Origin of the sequence: Roseomonas sp. OT10, from assembly GCF_020991085.1 — a bacterium.
Lineage (GTDB): Bacteria > Pseudomonadota > Alphaproteobacteria > Acetobacterales > Acetobacteraceae > Roseomonas > Roseomonas cutis.
In genome coordinates this window covers 2259391-2274551 of sequence record NZ_CP087719.1, presented here as the reverse complement: position 1 = coordinate 2274551, position 15161 = coordinate 2259391, and the positions used below count along the sequence as shown (strand labels likewise).

Below are 15161 nucleotides of genomic sequence, written 5' to 3'. Positions count from 1 at the left end.
CCGGGGGCGCCCTATAGCGGGTCCCTGCCCCTGGACAGATCCAACGGCGCGTCGAGGGTGGCGATGGTGTCGCCCTCCATCTCCGGCGGCGGTGGCTCGAACTCGGGCGGCAGCGGGCGCTGCACGCGCCGGAACGGCACCCGGCGGCCGCCGGGCTGGTCGAAGCCGTAGGGATCGGGGTGGAAGACCACCCGGCCTGCCGCGTTCGGCCAGGCGGTCAGATAGCCCAGGGCGACGCGGACATCCTTCTGCCCGGCCAGGTCGACGGTCCGCCCCAGCCCGATGCCGGCCCGGATGGCCGCTGGCGTGGTATCCAGCAGCCAGGCGGAAAGGTCGACGATCCGCTCCACGCGGATGCATCCATGCGAGAGGTTCCGCTCGCCGCGCGTGAACAGCTCCGGATTGGCGGTCCCGTGCAGGTAGATGGCGTCCGATTCCTCCAGCCCGACCCGCAACGGGCCCAGCGGGTTGCGCGGCCCCGGCGGCTGGATCAGGCGGCCGTTGACCACCTGGAAGCCGCTCAGCCCCTTGGCCCGGATCTCCGGCTCGATGCTCGCCGGCACGTACCAGGGGGGGTTGAAGCGGACCGTGGTGACGAAGGTGGCCAGTTGCGGCGTCCGGGTCCGAGGCCCGCCGACGATGACGCGGGACCGCATCACCTCCCGCCCGTCCTCGTAGGCGATGACCTCCGCCCCGGGGATGTTCACGACGATCTGGCGACCCGCGGTGACGTCGATCTCCAGGTCGTCCATCCGCTGCAGCGTCCGCTCCAGCGACAGCCGCGCCTGGGGGGGCAGTGGCCGGCCGACACTACGGGCGGCTTCCAGGAGAGCCCGGACATCGGGGAGGATCGCCCCCGGCGCCATCTGCGCGACGGCGGCGCCCGGGCGGAGGAAGCCCAGAGGGGCCAGGGCGGCGCCCGTCAGGAGGGTTCGGGTCAGGCTACGGCGGGTCGAAGGCATGGATCGGCCACATGTTTCGGCCACATTATGGTGGCTGGCGCCCCCGGGAATCCATGGCCCAGCCGTGTGACCCTCGCTGAATTTGCCGTGTCGGTGGCGTGGCCGCCACGCTGGGCGCCTCAATCCGCCAGGTCGAAGAAGACCGGCGCGTGGTCGGAAGGGCTTTCCGCCGCCCTTGCCGCCACGTCGACCCGCGCCGAGACCAGCCGCTCCGCCAGCTCGGCCGAGAGCAGCGCGTGGTCGATGCGCAGGCCCCGGTTGGCGTCGAAGGCCGGACCGTAGTCCCAGTAGGTATAGGGCGCGTCCTGCGGGTGCAGCGCCCGCAGCGCGTCGGTCAGGCCGAGGTTCAGCAGGGCCCGGAATCCCGCCCGGCTTTCCGGCCGCACCAGCGCATCGGTGGGGGGCAGGGCGCCCGGCGCCAGGTCGGCCTCGGTCGGGCAGACGTTGAAGTCGCCCAGCAGCGCCAGCGGCAGGAAGGCGTCCAGCCGGTCCGCGGCGAGGAGGCGCAGGCGGTCCAGCCAGCGCAGCTTGTAGGCGAAGCCCTCCGCGCCGCCGGAATTGCCGTTGGGCAGGTACAGGCCGCCGAACCTCGCCCCCGCTGCCTCGACCTCCACGTAGCGGGCGTGGTCGTCGGCGTCCTCGCCAGGCAGCGCCTCGTGGACGACCTCGAAGGGGATGCGCCCCAGCACGGCGACGCCGTTGCGGCCGGCGCCCTGGCCCACGGCGTGGATGCGGTAGCCCAGCCCCTCCAGCGCCTCGGCCGGAAACTCCTCCGTCCGGCACTTCAGCTCCTGGAGGAAGACGAGGTCCGGCTGTTCGCGTTCCAGCAGGCGGCGGAGGTTCGGCGCGCGCTTGCGCACCGAGTTCACGTTGAAGGTGCAGAGCTTCACAGGAAGGCGGTTCAGGCGACCGAGAAGGACACGCCGCAGCCGCAGCCGGACACCGCCTGGGGGTTGCGGACCGTGAAGTGGGCGCCGATCAGCTCGTCCGCCCAGTCCAGCTCCGCGCCCTGGAGCAGCTCCAGCGAGACGGGGTCCACGAAGACCCGGGCCGCGCCGTCCTGAACGAAGTCGTCCGCCTCCGGCGCGTCCGCCAGCTCGAAACGGTACTGGAAGCCGGAGCAGCCGCCGGCGTCGACCGCCACGCGCAGCCCGGCGCCGGGGCGGCCCTCGCGCTGGGCGATCTCGGCGACCTGGGCCTGGGCGCGCGGGGTGGCGCGGAAGGGCAGGGTCTCGGGGGTGGGGGCGGTGCTGCCGTCCGGCATGTCGTGAGGGTTCCGTTGCCGCGATCCAGTGGAGCCGAAGATAGGGCGGCGGGCGGGGGATCAGAAGGGGCGGTGGGCGCGGGGGTGGCCAGCGGCCCGCAACGGCGCCGCTCCGGGGGTGGCCCCGATCGGGCGCGATCGGGTATAGGGCATGCATGACTCTCGAGGATGCATCCCGCGCGCTTTTCGACCGCTGGGAACGGGTCTGGCACGATGGCGAATTCGGCCTGATCCCGAGTTGCGTGGCGCCGACCTATATCCGCCATGACCATCTGGGCGACCGGACGGTGACGCCGGACTCCTACAAGGCCGAGCTTGAGACGGTGCGGGCGGATCGTCCCGGCATCCGCGTGGCCGTGTACGACCATGCCTTCACGGGCAACCGCGCCTGGTACCGATTTGAGTTCCGGTGGAACGATCCGGCGACCGGGGAAGCCAGGACCCAGGCGGGCATGCAGTCCTATCGGATCGAAGACGGCAAGCTGGCGGAGACCTGGATCTCCCTGTTGGCCGTCGGCTCGACCTGGCCCGACAAGGTGGCGCAGGCGAGCTGGACCAGCCCGCCGCCGGTCCGTCCATCCTGACGTCCGCGCCGGGTTGACGGCCTGCTCCCCGCGGAGGCCGGTGTCCTGATCCTGGGGACCGGCATGGGCGGGGGGCCAGGACCATGCCGCTTCCGTGTTCCCCGCGCCGGATGGACGCCCCCGCCGGGGCGGTGCTACGGCCGGGCCGGAACGATGCAGAGCCTGCCGCGGCCATGACAGACCGAGAGTCCGCCTCCGCGGCCGGAGGTGGCCCGCCCCCGGCACCCGCCCTGGCGGCCGGCCGCCCCGACCCCTGGGACCCCGGCGCCCCGCTCACCGCCGGCCTCGCTCCCTGGGCCGTCCGCCCCGACGCCTCGCGCGGGCGGCTGGTGCCGGAGCCCACCGACGCCCGCTCCCCCTACCAGCGCGACCGCGACCGCATCATCCACAGCGCCGCCTTCCGGCGCCTCCAATACAAGACCCAGGTCTTCGTCTACCACGAGGGCGACGCCTACCGGACGCGCCTGACCCACAGCATCGAGGTGGCGCAGATCGCCCGCTCCCTGGCCCGCCAGCTCCGGCTGGACGAGGATCTGGCGGAGGCGCTGGCGCTGGCCCACGACCTCGGCCACCCGCCCTTCGGCCATGCGGGGGAGGAGGCGCTGAACGGCGCCATGCGCCCCTTCGGCGGCTTCGACCACAATGCCCAGAGCCTGAAGGCGGTGACCCTGCTGGAGCACCGGTATGCCGGCTTCGACGGGCTGAACCTGTCCTGGGAGACTCTGGAGGGGCTGGCCAAGCACAATGGCCCGCTGCGCCGCCCGCCGCCCTACATCGCCGAATACGACGCCCGCCACCCGCTCGATCTGTCCACCCACGCCTCGGCCGAGGCGCAGGCGGCGGCGATCGCGGACGACATCGCCTACAACAACCACGACCTCGACGACGGGCTGCGCGCCGGCATCTTCACGCTGGAGGAGGCGGCGCAGCTTCCCCTGGTGGCCGAGGCGCTGGAGGAGGTGCGGGCCGCCGCCCCGGATGCCCCGCGCGAACGGCTGGCCTCCGAGACCATCCGGCGGGTGATCAACCACATGGTGATCGACGTGGTGGCCGAGGCCCGGCGGCGCCTCGCCATCCTGCGCCCGGCCGACGTGGCGGCGATCCGCGCCGCCCCCGCCCCGGTGGTGGTGTTCAGCCCGCGCATGGCCGCGCTGAACGAGGAGACGCGCACCTTCCTGCGCGAGCGCATGTACCGCCACTGGCGCGTCAACCGCACGGCGCAGAAGAGCAAGCGCGCCTTGCAGGTGATCTTCAGCCTGCTGCACGGGGGGCCGGACATGCTGCCGGCGGAATGGCGCGACCGGGCGGGCGAGGCGGGTAGCCGGCAGGCGGCGGCGGTGGTCTGCGACTGGATCGCGGGCATGACCGACCGCTTCGCGTTGGAGGAGCACCGCCGCCTGACCGACCCGAACATCCCGGGATAGCGGCGGGCCGTCACTCAGGCGGTGACGAGTGCCGGCGGGGTTTCCGGTGAGGCTTCCGACGCTTGGGCCTGGGGGGCACGCGGCGCCGGCTGGGCGAAGCTGGCCCTGCCCCAGTAGCGGCCGGTCTTCTTGTATCCGACGCGGCAGTGGATCGCGACCGAGCGGAACAGCGCGTTGCGGCTCAGGACGACCGTGCCGGCCGGCAGCGCGCCGCCGCAGGCCGCGACCTCCTGCGCCAGCGCGCGGGTGATGAGGCCCGGCCCGGTCATGAGCCACAGGATGTCGCGGTCGCCGCGGTTGAGCGCCTCGACCCCCTGCGCCAGGGCCCGCGCGATCACCGGATGGCTGGGCGGGGTGCCGATGATGTTGTTGCCGACGGTGCCGACATCCTCCTGGTACAGGGCGAGCTGCGTGCCCTCCGGATAGGCCCATGGCAGCGGGGCCAGGGCGCGATCGTCCATGTCCGCCCACCAGCCGCCCTCCACCACCAGGTAGGCGAGGCGGAAGAGATCGGCCTTCTGCGCCGCATGCCCGGCGCGACGGTAGGCCTGCAACACCGCTGGCGGATGATGGCGTGCCAGGAATTCTCTTGCGCCGCGATCGTCGAACAGGCGGAAGGAGAAGGCGGGGTGCCTGGCGAACCAGCTCTGGCGCAAGGTCAGCAGGGGCGGCGGCGGATCACGGCTATCCCAGTACTGGCCGAGGCTCGACGGGATCTCCCGCCCTTTGTGGGGGAACGGGGTGTCGGAAGGTGCGGCGGGCCCGTCCCCCATCAGGCCGGCCTCCCGTAGCGCCACCATCAGGCTAATGGCCACCGCGGTCGAATCCGGCGCCTCCGCCTGCAATGCCGCCAGCCCCGCCGCACGCGAGGCGGGCGGCTGCCCGCGCAGGGCGACCATCTGGTCCAGGAGCGGCCTGTCGAGCAGGAACTCATCCAGGATCTGCCCCAGCATCGTCTGCGACGGACGGGCCGGCAGGCCCATCAGGCGGCGGTGGCCCCTGCCCAGCGCGACGCTCCGGTGCAGCGCCGTGATGGTGGCGGGGATGTCGAGTGCCAGCAAATGCTGTCGCGCCAGCATCGTCACCGCCGCATGGGCATTGGGGTGGATGGCCAGCGCCTCCTCATACTGCGCGATGGATTCCGCGAGATCCCAGCGCGCGGCCGCCGCATCCCCGCGCGTCTTGGCGACATGCGCGCGTTCGGCCGGCGTCGTGGCAGGGGCGGCCGCGATGCACCGGTCAAGCGCCTCCCAGTCGTCCAGCTGCCCCTCCACCAGCGCCCATTGCTGCCAAATGCCGAAATGCTTCGGCTCCGTGGCCGCTGCCTGTCGGCCCAGGGCGAGGGCGCGCTCCGTCAGCCCGGCTGCGCGCAACTGAGCGATGAGCTGCGCCGTCAACTCGGGTGATGGATGCCGCCGGCCTCTCTCCTGCAGCAGTTCCACGGCCGCCTCGAAGCGGTCCAGATCCGTCATGACCTGGGCGACCCGGACCCAATGGCCAGGCCGCTCCGGCTCCAGCAGCGCGACGGCGTGGAACAGGTCCAACGCCTCCTCCGGCTCCTGCTTCACCAGGGCCAGTTGCCCCAGCAACGTCAGCGCCGCCACGTGCATCGGATCCGCTGCAAGGATCTGGAGGGTGAGTGCTTCCGCCTCGGGCAAGTCGCCGATGGCGCGGTGTTCGCGGGCCAATTCCAGCACGAAACGCGATTTGTCTTTCGCCTCCAGCCTGACGGCCTCGCGCAGATGGGCCAGGGTCGCCTGCTGGTCGCCCTGCCTGCGGGCGAGGCTGGCCAGGGCGGTCTCGACGCGCGGGCTGGCCGGCTGCTCCGCCTTGAGCGCGGCCCCCAGCGCTGCCGCGTCCTCGAACCGGTCCAGGTCGCGCAGCAGGGCGAGGGTCTGGAAGCGGTACTCGGGATCCGCCGGCTCCAGCCGCACGGCTTCGCGCAGATGGGTGAGGGCCTGCTCCAGGTCGCCGGTCCGGCGGGCCAGCGTGGCCATGGCGGCTTCCACCCGGGCGCTGGCGGGTGCCAGGGCCTTGAGCGCGGCGCCGAGGACAGTAGCCTCCTGCGTCTCGTCCATGTCGCGAAGCTGGGCGAAGAGCTGGAAGCGCGGCTCGAGGTCGCCCTTCGCCTCCAGCCTGACGGCCTCGCGCAGATGGGCCAGGGTCGCCTGCTGGTCGCCTTGCCTGCGGGCGAGGCTGGCCAGGGCGGTCTCGACGCGCGGGCTGGCCGGCTGCTCCGCCTTGAGCGAGGCCCCCAGCGCCGCTGCCTCCTCGAACCGGTCCAGGTCGCGCAGCAGGGCGAGGGTCTGGAAGCGGTACTCGGGATCCGCCGGCTCCAGCCGCACGGCTTCGCGCAGATGGGTGAGGGCCTGCTCCAGGTCGCCGGTCCGGCGGGCCAGCGTGGCCATGGCGGCTTCCACCCGGGCGCTGGCGGGTGCCAGGGCCTTGAGCGCGGCGCCGAGGACAGCAGCCTCCTGCGCCTCGTCCATGTCGCGAAGCTGGGCGAAGAGCTGGAAGCGCGGCTCGAGGTCGCCCTTCGCCTCCAGCCTGACGGCCTCGCGCAGATGGGCCAGGGTCGCCTGCTGGTCGCCTTGCCTGCGGGCGAGGCTGGCCAGGGCGGTCTCGACGCGTGGGCTGGCCGGCTGTTCCGCCTTGAGCGCGGCCCCCAGCGCTGCCGCCTCCTCGAACCGGTCCAGGTCGCGCAGCAGGGCGAAGGTCTCGAAGCTGGCCGCGAGTCGCACATCCTCCGGTCCCAGCGCCCGGGCCCGCTGGCCCTGCTCCAGCGCCTCGTCGGTCCGTCCCTCGCGCCGCGCCTGGCGGGCGGCCAGCAGCGCGACGCGGCCGGGCTCGGGCCCAGGACGGCGTTCTCCTGCGGACGAGGCGGCGCCCGGCGGCATGAGCGGCATTCCCGATCTTGTTCCAGGCCCGGAGACTAGAGCAGATCGCCGGCTGCCGGCATCGCCCCCAGCCGCGATTTCGCCCTTCGAACAAGGAACTGGAGCCTGTGCGCCGCGGGCCTGCGGGCCGGCCTGCTCCAGCCCCGATGCCGGGGGCGAGGGACCGGCGCCCGTGCCCCCCGTTGCCCAGGCCGGGGCGGCATGCTTACCGCAGCGGGCTCGCGTGATGCGGCGACAGGCGAGGGCGGCATGAAGATCCTGCTCACCGGCTCCTCGGGATGGCTCGGCCGCTTCCTGGCACCGCGGCTCCGAGCGGCCGGCCACGAGGTCGTGGGCCTCGACATCGCGCCGGGGGTGGAGACGCGGGTCATCGGCTCCGTGGCAGACCGCGCGGTGGTGGAGCGTGCCTTCGCCGATCACGGGATCGAGGCGGTGGTGCATGGTGGCGCGCTGCACAAGCCCGACATCGCCCGCTATCCGCCGCAGGATTTCGTGGCGGCCAACATCGGCGGCACGCTGAACCTGCTGCAGGCCGCGGTGGCGGCGGGGCATGACCGCTTCATCTTCACGTCCACCACCTCGCTGATGATCACCCAGGCGATCCGCGAGGAGCGGGGCGATGCCGCCATCTGGCTGGACGAGGACTCCGGTCCGGTGGAGCCGCGCAACATCTACGGCGTGACCAAGCTCGCCGCCGAGGGGCTGTGCCGCCTGTTCCACCGCGAGCACGGCCTGGCCTGCCTGGTCCTGCGCACCGCGCGCTTCTTTCCGGAGGAGGACGACACGCATCGCGAGCTGTCCGGCCCGAACATGAAGGCGAACGAGTTCCTGCACCGCCGCCTGACGGTGGAGGACGCGGCGCGCGCGCATGTGCTGGCGCTGGAACGGGCCCCGGCGATCGGCTTCGGCACCTTCATCCTCTCCGCCCCGCCGCCGTTCCGGCGTGCGGAGGCGCAGGCGCTGCGGCGGGACGCCGCCATGGTGGTCGCCCGCCACTTCCCTGAGGCTCCGGCCCTGTACCGCCGGCGGGGCTGGTCGCTGCCGCCGCGGATCGGGCGGGTCTACGACCCGGGCCGGGCGGAGCGGCTGCTGGGCTTCCGCTGCGAGACGGATTTTGCCGCCGTGCTGGCCGCGCTGCGCGACGACGCGCCGCTGCCCTTCGCCCATGACGCGGACTACCTGTCGCCCAAGGAGCGGGCCCCGGGCTGACCCGGGCAGGCCGCGCCCGGCACCGGCCGACCGCGCCCGGTTCGGATCGGAGGCGGTCCGCTGGGCACGGGATTGTGTGGCCTGTGGCGCGTTGGCCTTCGGCAGGCGGGCGTCCTACACCGCTGCTGGGTCGCGCCACCGTCTGGGCGGACTCGGTCATCACGCGACAGCGCCCGTCCCGGCGCCGCCTTGGCAGGGGCGGGCGGGCCAGGGCCGGGAAGGGGCATGGACGAGGGCAAGGACGCGGCCACGGCGGCACCGTCGGTGGAGAAGGCCGGTGACGTGCTGCGGCTCACGGGGGCGCTGACGACCGGCACGGCCGCGCCGCTCTGGGACCGGACCCTGTCCGAGGCGCGGCAGGCCCGGCGCATCGACCTGTCCGGACTCACCGCGCTGGACACGACCGGCGCGACCCTGGTGCTGCGCGCCGCCGCGGCCGGGGAGGGAAGCGGCGAGCCGGCCGGGCCCGATGCGGCCCCGGGGACCACGGGCGGCATCCCGATCGAGGGCGCGGACGACCGGGTGGCCGCGGTGCTGGAGCGGGCCCGCAGCGCCCTGGCCGGGCCCGCGCCGGCTTCGGGCGCGCGGCGGCTGCCGCTGGTGGCGGCGCTGGGAGCCTGGGGCGTGGGACGGTGGAAGGCTATCCTGGCCGGCATCGCCTTCGTGGGGGAGACCGCCGCGACGCTGGTCAACGCGGCCCGCAGCCCGCGCGACGTGCGGATCGCGGAGCTGTTCCGCCACCTGGACGAGGTCGGCACCCGCTCCTTCGGGCTGGTGGTCCTACTGGGCGTGCTGATCGGGCTGATCCTGGCCTTCCAGTCCTCCATCCCCATGCGCCAGTTCGGCGCCGAGATCTTCATCCCGCGCCTGGTCGGCATCTCGCTGCTGCGGGAGCTGGGGCCGCTGCTGGCCGGGGTGATCCTGGCCGGCCGGACCGGCTCCGCCTTCGCCGCCGAACTGGGCACCATGACGGTGAACGAGGAGATCGACGCCCTGCGCATCATGGGGATCGACCCCATGGTGATGCTGGTGCTGCCCCGCCTGCTGGCCGCGACGCTGGCCATGCCGGTGATGGCCCTGCTGATGAACATCGCCGGCCTGGCGGGCATGACCGGGGTGATGCTCAGCATCGGCTATCCCCTGGTGATGGTGACCAACCAGCTCCAGGCGGGCATGGGCATCGGCGACCTGGCCCAGGGGCTGGTGAAGGCGGCCGTCTTCGGCCTGGCCATCGCCGGCATCGGCTGCCGCGCCGGCCTGCAAGCCGGGCGTGGCCCGCGCGCGGTGGGCGATGCGGCGACCCAGGCCGTGGTGGGCGGCATCGTCGCCATCGTGGTGCTGGACGGCATCTTCGCCGTGCTGATCTACCGGCTGGGGATCTGAGCGGCGTGTCGGGGGCGGCGGAGCCCGTCATCCGGGTGGAGAAGGTGGCGATGCAGTTCGGCACCAACGTGCTGTTCCGCGACGTCACCTTCGAGGTGCGGGCCGGCGAGGTCTTCGTGATCCTGGGCGGGTCCGGCTGCGGCAAGTCCACCCTCCTGAAGCTGCTGATCGGGCTGTTCCCGCCCACGGCGGGGCGCATCGAGATCCTCGGCGAGGAGATGGCCGGGCCGGACGGGAAGGCGGTGGACGGGGAGGGGCGGCGCAACCTGCTCAAGCGCCTGGGCGTCATGTGGCAGTCGGGGGCGCTGTTCGGGTCCATGACCTTGCTGGAGAACGTGATGCTGCCCCTGGAGGCCCATACCCGCCTGCCGCCCGAGGCCAGGGAGGCCGTGGCGCTGATGAAGCTGGGCCTGGTCGGGCTGTCCGACGCCGCCAACCGGCTGCCGGCCGAGATCTCGGGCGGCATGGCCAAGCGGGCCGGCATCGCCCGCGCCATGGCCCTTGACCCGCCCGTGCTGTTCCTGGATGAGCCCAGCGCCGGGCTCGACCCCATCACCTCCGCCGGGCTGGACCAGCTGATCCGCGACCTGGCGCGCGACCTGCGCACCACCTTCGTCGTGGTGACCCACGAGCTGCAGTCCATCCTGGCGATCGGAGACCGCTGCATCATGCTGGACAAGGCGGCGAAGGGGATCATCGCCGAGGGCGACCCCCGCAAGCTGCGCGATGATCCGCCCAACGAGACGGTCCGGCACTTCTTCCGGCGCGAGGCCGGGTGATGGCCGCTGGCCGTGGCCTCTACCTGCGGGTGGGTCTCCTCATCCTCGCCGGCATCGCGCTGGGCGTTGGCTTCGTGCTGTTTTTCACCGCCGGGCGCCTGAGCAACGATTCCACGGTGCTGGAAACCTATATCCGCGAGAGCGTGCAGGGGCTGGAGGTCGGTGCCCCGGTCCGCTACCGCGGCGTGGCGCTGGGCCGGGTGACGGAGATCACCCTGGCCAACTCGGTCTACCGCAGCCCGGGGGGCGCACCCTTCCAGTCGGCCTTCCAGCTGGTGGTGGTCCGCTTCGGCCTCGACCCCGAGCGCCTCGGGCAGGAAACGCCGAACATCGAACAGGGGGTGCGCTATGGCCTGCGGGCCCGGCTGGCCAGCCAGGGCATCACGGGCGTGAGCTACATCGAGCTGGATTTCGTGGACCCGGACCGCTTCCCGGTCGAGGCGGTCCCCTGGCAGCCGCAGCATCCGATCATCCCGTCCGTCCCCTCCACCGTTGCCCAGGTGCAGGACGCGGCGCAGGCGCTGGTGCGGCGGCTGGAGAACATCCCGATCGAGGCCATCGCCGGCAACATCGAGGGCCTGCTGGCGGATCTGCGCCATGAGCTGAAGGACGGCTCCCTCGCCCAGGCGCTGAAGGGGATCGACGCCCTGGTCGCCGACGTGCAGCGCGCGACCGTCGCGGCCGACCTGCCCGGCCTCGTCGCCGACGCGCGCGCGGCGGTGCGTGACGCCCGCGCCGTCGTCGGCTCGCGGGACATCCAGGCCACCCTGCGCTCGATCCGCGAGGCATCCGAGCAGGCGAGCGTGGCGATGCGGCGCCTGCCCGATACGGTGACGTCGCTGGAGCGCACCCTGCGCTCCGCCCGCGGGGTCACGACGGATGTGAACTCCGACCTGGCGCCGGTGATGCGCGACCTGCGCGCCACCGCATCCAACCTGCGAGACACGACGGAGATGCTGCGCCGGGCGCCGTCCCAGGCGATTCTCGGCGCGCCGCCGCCGGTGCCCGACTGGGCAAGGGAGAGAGGCCGATGACGGCAGCACCCATCCGCGTCCCCGGCCGCCGGGCCTTCCTGTCCGCGGCGGCGCTGGCGCTGCCGGGGCTGGCGGCCTGCTCCGCCCTCCAGACCCCGTATGTCGAGCCGCTGCGCTTTACGCTGCTGCCGCTCCGCCAGGGACCGGCAAGGGCGGGCTTTGGCCGGCGCAGCGTGCTCGTGCGCCTGGCGCGGGCGGCACCGGGGCTGGAAGGGCGGCTGCTGCGCTCGATCAACCCGGATGGCACGGTCAGCGTGGAATACTACGCGGAATGGACCGCCCCGCCGGCGGAGGGGATGGAGGAGGCGTTGCGCCGCTGGCTGGTGGCCTCCGGCCTCTTCTCCGCCGTGCTGGCACCCGGCACCCGCGGCGCCGCCGACTTCACGCTGGAGGTGGAGCTGACCGCGCTGCACGCCGATCTGGGCCGCGGCGAGGCGCGCGCGGCGATCAGCGCCGTGCTGTTGCGGGAGAGCACCTTCGGCGGCAACACCATCGTGGTCGCCCAGTCCGTCAATACCGGGACGGCGCTGCTGCCGCCCGAGCGCCCGCTGCTGCCGGCACCGCAGGCGGCCGCCATGGTGGAGGCCCTCGGCCGCGCCCTGGGCGGGCTGGAACTGGTGCTGGCGCAGCACCTGCGCTGAAGGGAGGAGGGAACTTCACGGCCCACCCTGCGTTGTCGGCATCGACGCGGGTGACCTGACGGGATGGAAGTTCGGGTATCACACGTCGGTTTACGCGTTGTTCCTGGCAGAACGGCATCCGAAGGTTGCATGTCGTCGTCCTGCTAGTCTAATGAGATGCCCGGCAGGGAGATCCTCTCCGATGTCTTTCGTCCCGCAGGCAGCGTGAGGGCCATGAGCAGCTTTCCCGACGCTGGTGATGAGTGGGACGAGGTCTGGGACGAGGCCGAGGCGCAGCGTCGAGCCGAGTGTCCTGAAGCGGCGTTGCAGCCGGTCACCGCGCCGCAACCCGGTGCGATGCGTCGGAATCGTCGCCGCGCGCTTCTGGCCTTGCTGGGATGCGTCGGGGCTGTGTCGGCCATGGCCGGGATGCAGCATGCGGGCGCAGCCGCACGTGGTGTGGTCCCGCGGGTCTGGGACAGGGTGATGGCGGATCGCCAGGCGGCATCCCGGTCCTTGGTCGTCGCCCCCGACCTGTCCCCTGCCGCCCAGCGCTGGCTCAATGATCTCGCCAGGGATATCGCCGCCGGGCGCGGCTGAGCCAAGGGCGCCTGCGGCTGCGGGCACGCCCCCGTCGCCTGTCTGTCATCAATCCGTCGAAACACTTTAAGGCCATGCTGGGATTCCGGCGTGTCTGGCCATGTCCGGGCCCTTGCCCGCCGCCTGACGTCATCAAAGCTTCATAGAAATGAAACCGTCGCGTCGCCGCCCCTGCTTAGGAGGCGGGCGAGGGACGCCCCTGGCTGCCCCATAAGTGACTGACGGAGATGACCGCATGCGCCGACGTTCGCTGCTCCTGTCCACCGGGCTGCTCTCCCTGGTGCCCGCCCTGCGCCAGGCGGCGCTGGCGCAGGGCCAGCCCGTGCAGATCACGGGTGCCGGCGCCTCCTTCCCCAACCCCGTCTACCAGCGCTGGGGCGAGGCGGCGAAGGCCAAGGGCATCCAGCTCAACTACCAGTCCGTAGGCTCGGGCGCCGGCGTCAACCAGATCAAGAACCGCACCGTGGATTTCGGCGCCTCCGACGCCCCGCTGACCGAGGCGCAGCTGGCCGAGGCGAAGCTGGTGCAGTTCCCCTCCGTCATGGGGGCGGTGGTGGCCATCGTGAACCTGCCGGGCATCGCCGAGGACCAGCTGATGCTGACCGGCGAGATCCTGGCCGACATCTATGCCGGCAAGGTCACCAAGTGGAACGACCCGAAGCTGGTCGAGATGAACCGCGGCGTCACCCTGCCGAACCTGGCGATCGCGCCGGTCTACCGCGCCGATGCCTCCGGCACCTCCTTCGTCTTCACCTCCTACCTCTCGGCGGTCTCGCCGAGCTGGAAGAGCAGCCCGGGTGCCGGCACCTCCATCCGCTGGCCGGCGGGCGCGGGCGCGCGCGGCAACGAGGGCATCGCCGGCACGGTGCGCAACACGCGCGGCGCCATCGGCTATGTCGAGAGTGCCTATGCCACCCAGAACAAGCTGGCCACCGTGCAACTGCGCAACAAGGCCGGCAAGTTCGTGAAGCCGACCACCGAGACCTTCATGGCCGCGGCCGCCAATGCCGACTGGTCCGTCCCGGGCATGGCGGCGAGCATCATCGACCAGCCGGGCGACGCCTCCTGGCCGATCGTCTCGCCGACCTTCATCCTGGTGCCGGCCGACCCGCAGGACGCCGCCCGCGCCCGCGGCGTGCTGACCTTCTTCGACTGGGCCTTCCGCGAGGGGTCCACCATCGCGAAGGAGCTGGAGTACATCCCGCTGCCGGAGACGGTGCAGAACCAGGCCCGCGCCACCTGGGCCGCGGTCCGGTCCGGCGGCAATCCGGTGTGGGCGCGATAAGATGAGGCCCGGCCGGCGCGCCTTCCGCGTACCGGCCCTGCCAGAGCAGGACGTGTCGGCGGGAGCCGGCCGGCCGGGCGGGATGCCCGCCCGGCCGGCCCTTCCGGCCAGGGAGACAGCTTCTTGTCCGCATCCTTGAATACCGTGGCCATGGGCGGCGCGGCGGTCCCGCCCGCCACGCACCGCGCCACCCGTCGGACCTCCGGCCTGGGCGACGCCGTCTTCGCGGGGCTGTGCCGCGCCGCCGGCGTCTTCGTCCTGCTGCTGCTGGGCGCCATCATCATCGAGCTCTTCCTGGGCGGCCTGCCGGCCTTCCGGGCCTTCGGCGCCGCCTTCATCACCTCGACCGAATGGGACCCGGTGGCCGAGGTCTTCGGAGCCGGCGTCTCGATCTACGGCACGCTGCTGACCTCGATCCTGGCCCTGGTGCTGGCCGTCCCGGCGGCCTTCGGCATCGCCTTCTTCCTGACCGAGCTGGCGCCGAACTGGCTGCGCGGCCCGGTGGGGACGGCGATCGAGCTGCTCGCCGCCGTGCCCTCCATCATCTACGGCATGTGGGGCTTCTTCGTGATCGTGCCGGTGATGGCGACGACCATCCAGCCCGCGATCATCGACACGCTGGGCGAGCTGCCGGGGATCGGCGTGCTCTTCTCCGGCGCGCCCTTCGGCACGGGCCTGTTCACCGCCGCCCTCATCCTCGCCATCATGGTGCTGCCCTTCATCGCGGCCACCATGCGCGACGTCTTCCTCCAGGTCCCGCCGGTCTTCAAGGAGAGCGCCTACGGCCTGGGCGCCACCACCTGGGAGGTGATGCGCGGGGTGGTGCTGCCCTATACCCGCATCTCCGTGGTGGGCGGCATCATGCTGGGGCTGGGCCGCGCCCTGGGCGAGACCATGGCCGTCACCTTCGTGATCGGCAACGCCAACCGCATCTCCACCTCGATCTTCGGGCCCGGCAACACCATCGCCTCGCTGGTCGCGCTGGAGTTCGGCGAGGCCTCCACCGGCAGCCTGAAGCTCTCCGCCCTGCTGGCACTGGGCTTCATCCTCTTCGTCATCTCCTTCGTGGTGCTGGCCTTCTCCCGCTGGCTGCTGCGGTCCCGGCTGAAGGGCTGATCCG

General features: G+C 72.6%; 14 protein-coding genes. 10 read left to right on the top strand and 4 right to left on the bottom strand.

Going from position 1 to position 15161, the window contains the following annotated elements:
• Nucleotides 1-11: 11 nt before the first annotated feature.
• The 3 genes from LPC08_RS10475 to LPC08_RS10465 form a co-directional block, all read right to left on the bottom strand.
• On the bottom strand, nucleotides 12-962 hold the full coding sequence (locus LPC08_RS10475) for a L,D-transpeptidase family protein (protein WP_230452626.1): 951 nt from the start codon (nucleotides 960-962) through the stop codon (nucleotides 12-14).
• A 119-nt stretch (nucleotides 963-1081) separates the two neighbouring features.
• Complete coding sequence (locus LPC08_RS10470; protein WP_230452625.1) at nucleotides 1082-1852, bottom strand: exodeoxyribonuclease III; 771 nt, start codon at nucleotides 1850-1852, stop codon at nucleotides 1082-1084.
• 11 nt (nucleotides 1853-1863) lie between these two features.
• Nucleotides 1864-2226: a HesB/IscA family protein gene (locus LPC08_RS10465; RefSeq protein WP_230452624.1), complete on the bottom strand. Its 363-nt coding sequence runs from the start codon at nucleotides 2224-2226 to the stop codon at nucleotides 1864-1866.
• 155 nt (nucleotides 2227-2381) lie between these two features.
• Here LPC08_RS10465 and LPC08_RS10460 point away from each other — a divergent pair, with 155 nt between their 5' ends.
• Both LPC08_RS10460 and LPC08_RS10455 read left to right on the top strand, forming a co-directional pair.
• The gene (locus LPC08_RS10460; RefSeq protein WP_230452623.1) at nucleotides 2382-2810 is read left to right on the top strand and encodes a nuclear transport factor 2 family protein; all 429 of its coding nucleotides are present in this window, start codon (nucleotides 2382-2384) and stop codon (nucleotides 2808-2810) included.
• A 173-nt stretch (nucleotides 2811-2983) separates the two neighbouring features.
• Entirely contained in the window at nucleotides 2984-4234 is a 1251-nt protein-coding gene (locus LPC08_RS10455) for a deoxyguanosinetriphosphate triphosphohydrolase (RefSeq protein WP_230452622.1), read from the top strand.
• 14 nt (nucleotides 4235-4248) lie between these two features.
• Here LPC08_RS10455 and LPC08_RS10450 read toward each other — a convergent pair whose 3' ends face one another.
• Nucleotides 4249-7140, bottom strand: coding sequence for a tetratricopeptide repeat protein (locus LPC08_RS10450; protein WP_230452621.1), 2892 nt, complete (start codon nucleotides 7138-7140; stop codon nucleotides 4249-4251).
• A 240-nt stretch (nucleotides 7141-7380) separates the two neighbouring features.
• On the opposite strand from LPC08_RS10450, the gene LPC08_RS10445 reads away from it, so the two are divergent.
• From LPC08_RS10445 to pstC, 8 genes are all read left to right on the top strand, one after another.
• Complete coding sequence (locus LPC08_RS10445) at nucleotides 7381-8340, top strand: NAD-dependent epimerase/dehydratase family protein (protein ID WP_230452620.1); 960 nt, start codon at nucleotides 7381-7383, stop codon at nucleotides 8338-8340.
• A gap of 225 nt (nucleotides 8341-8565) precedes the next feature.
• Entirely contained in the window at nucleotides 8566-9723 is a 1158-nt protein-coding gene (locus LPC08_RS10440; RefSeq protein WP_230452619.1) for an ABC transporter permease, read from the top strand.
• 5 nt (nucleotides 9724-9728) lie between these two features.
• Nucleotides 9729-10502: an ABC transporter ATP-binding protein gene (locus tag LPC08_RS10435; protein WP_230452618.1), complete on the top strand. Its 774-nt coding sequence runs from the start codon at nucleotides 9729-9731 to the stop codon at nucleotides 10500-10502.
• Complete coding sequence (locus LPC08_RS10430; protein ID WP_230452617.1) at nucleotides 10502-11536, top strand: MlaD family protein; 1035 nt, start codon at nucleotides 10502-10504, stop codon at nucleotides 11534-11536. Before LPC08_RS10435 ends, LPC08_RS10430 begins: the two co-directional genes overlap by 1 nt.
• Nucleotides 11533-12177 (top strand): ABC-type transport auxiliary lipoprotein family protein, encoded by a 645-nt coding sequence (locus LPC08_RS10425; protein ID WP_230452616.1) that lies wholly within the window; start codon nucleotides 11533-11535, stop codon nucleotides 12175-12177. Before LPC08_RS10430 ends, LPC08_RS10425 begins: the two co-directional genes overlap by 4 nt.
• Nucleotides 12178-12390: 213 nt before the next feature.
• A complete protein-coding gene (locus LPC08_RS10420; RefSeq protein WP_230452615.1) occupies nucleotides 12391-12756 on the top strand; it encodes a hypothetical protein in 366 nt (121 codons plus the stop codon).
• A 235-nt stretch (nucleotides 12757-12991) separates the two neighbouring features.
• Nucleotides 12992-14041 carry a phosphate ABC transporter substrate-binding protein PstS gene (pstS, locus tag LPC08_RS10415; RefSeq protein ID WP_230452614.1) on the top strand — a complete coding sequence of 350 codons (1050 nt, stop codon included), beginning with the start codon at nucleotides 12992-12994 and terminating at the stop codon, nucleotides 14039-14041.
• Between the two features lie 150 nt (nucleotides 14042-14191).
• On the top strand, nucleotides 14192-15157 hold the full coding sequence (pstC, locus tag LPC08_RS10410) for a phosphate ABC transporter permease subunit PstC (RefSeq protein WP_230453046.1): 966 nt from the start codon (nucleotides 14192-14194) through the stop codon (nucleotides 15155-15157).
• Nucleotides 15158-15161: the final 4 nt, after the last annotated feature.

Excerpts from the sequence above, each read along its gene's own strand:
- LPC08_RS10445 (WP_230452620.1), top strand. The coding sequence starts at position 7,381 with ATGAAGATCCTGCTCACCGGCTCCTCGGGATGGCTCGGCCGCTTCCTG.
- LPC08_RS10425 (WP_230452616.1), top strand. The coding sequence starts at position 11,533 with ATGACGGCAGCACCCATCCGCGTCCCCGGCCGCCGGGCCTTCCTGTCC.
- LPC08_RS10465 (WP_230452624.1), bottom strand. The coding sequence starts at position 2,226 with ATGCCGGACGGCAGCACCGCCCCCACCCCCGAGACCCTGCCCTTCCGC.
- LPC08_RS10430 (WP_230452617.1), top strand. The coding sequence starts at position 10,502 with ATGGCCGCTGGCCGTGGCCTCTACCTGCGGGTGGGTCTCCTCATCCTC.
- LPC08_RS10460 (WP_230452623.1), top strand. The coding sequence starts at position 2,382 with ATGACTCTCGAGGATGCATCCCGCGCGCTTTTCGACCGCTGGGAACGG.
- LPC08_RS10420 (WP_230452615.1), top strand. The coding sequence starts at position 12,391 with ATGAGCAGCTTTCCCGACGCTGGTGATGAGTGGGACGAGGTCTGGGAC.
- LPC08_RS10440 (WP_230452619.1), top strand. The coding sequence starts at position 8,566 with ATGGACGAGGGCAAGGACGCGGCCACGGCGGCACCGTCGGTGGAGAAG.
- pstS (WP_230452614.1), top strand. The coding sequence starts at position 12,992 with ATGCGCCGACGTTCGCTGCTCCTGTCCACCGGGCTGCTCTCCCTGGTG.
- pstC (WP_230453046.1), top strand. The coding sequence starts at position 14,192 with ATGGGCGGCGCGGCGGTCCCGCCCGCCACGCACCGCGCCACCCGTCGG.
- LPC08_RS10450 (WP_230452621.1), bottom strand. The coding sequence starts at position 7,140 with ATGCCGCTCATGCCGCCGGGCGCCGCCTCGTCCGCAGGAGAACGCCGT.
- LPC08_RS10475 (WP_230452626.1), bottom strand. The coding sequence starts at position 962 with ATGCCTTCGACCCGCCGTAGCCTGACCCGAACCCTCCTGACGGGCGCC.
- LPC08_RS10455 (WP_230452622.1), top strand. The coding sequence starts at position 2,984 with ATGACAGACCGAGAGTCCGCCTCCGCGGCCGGAGGTGGCCCGCCCCCG.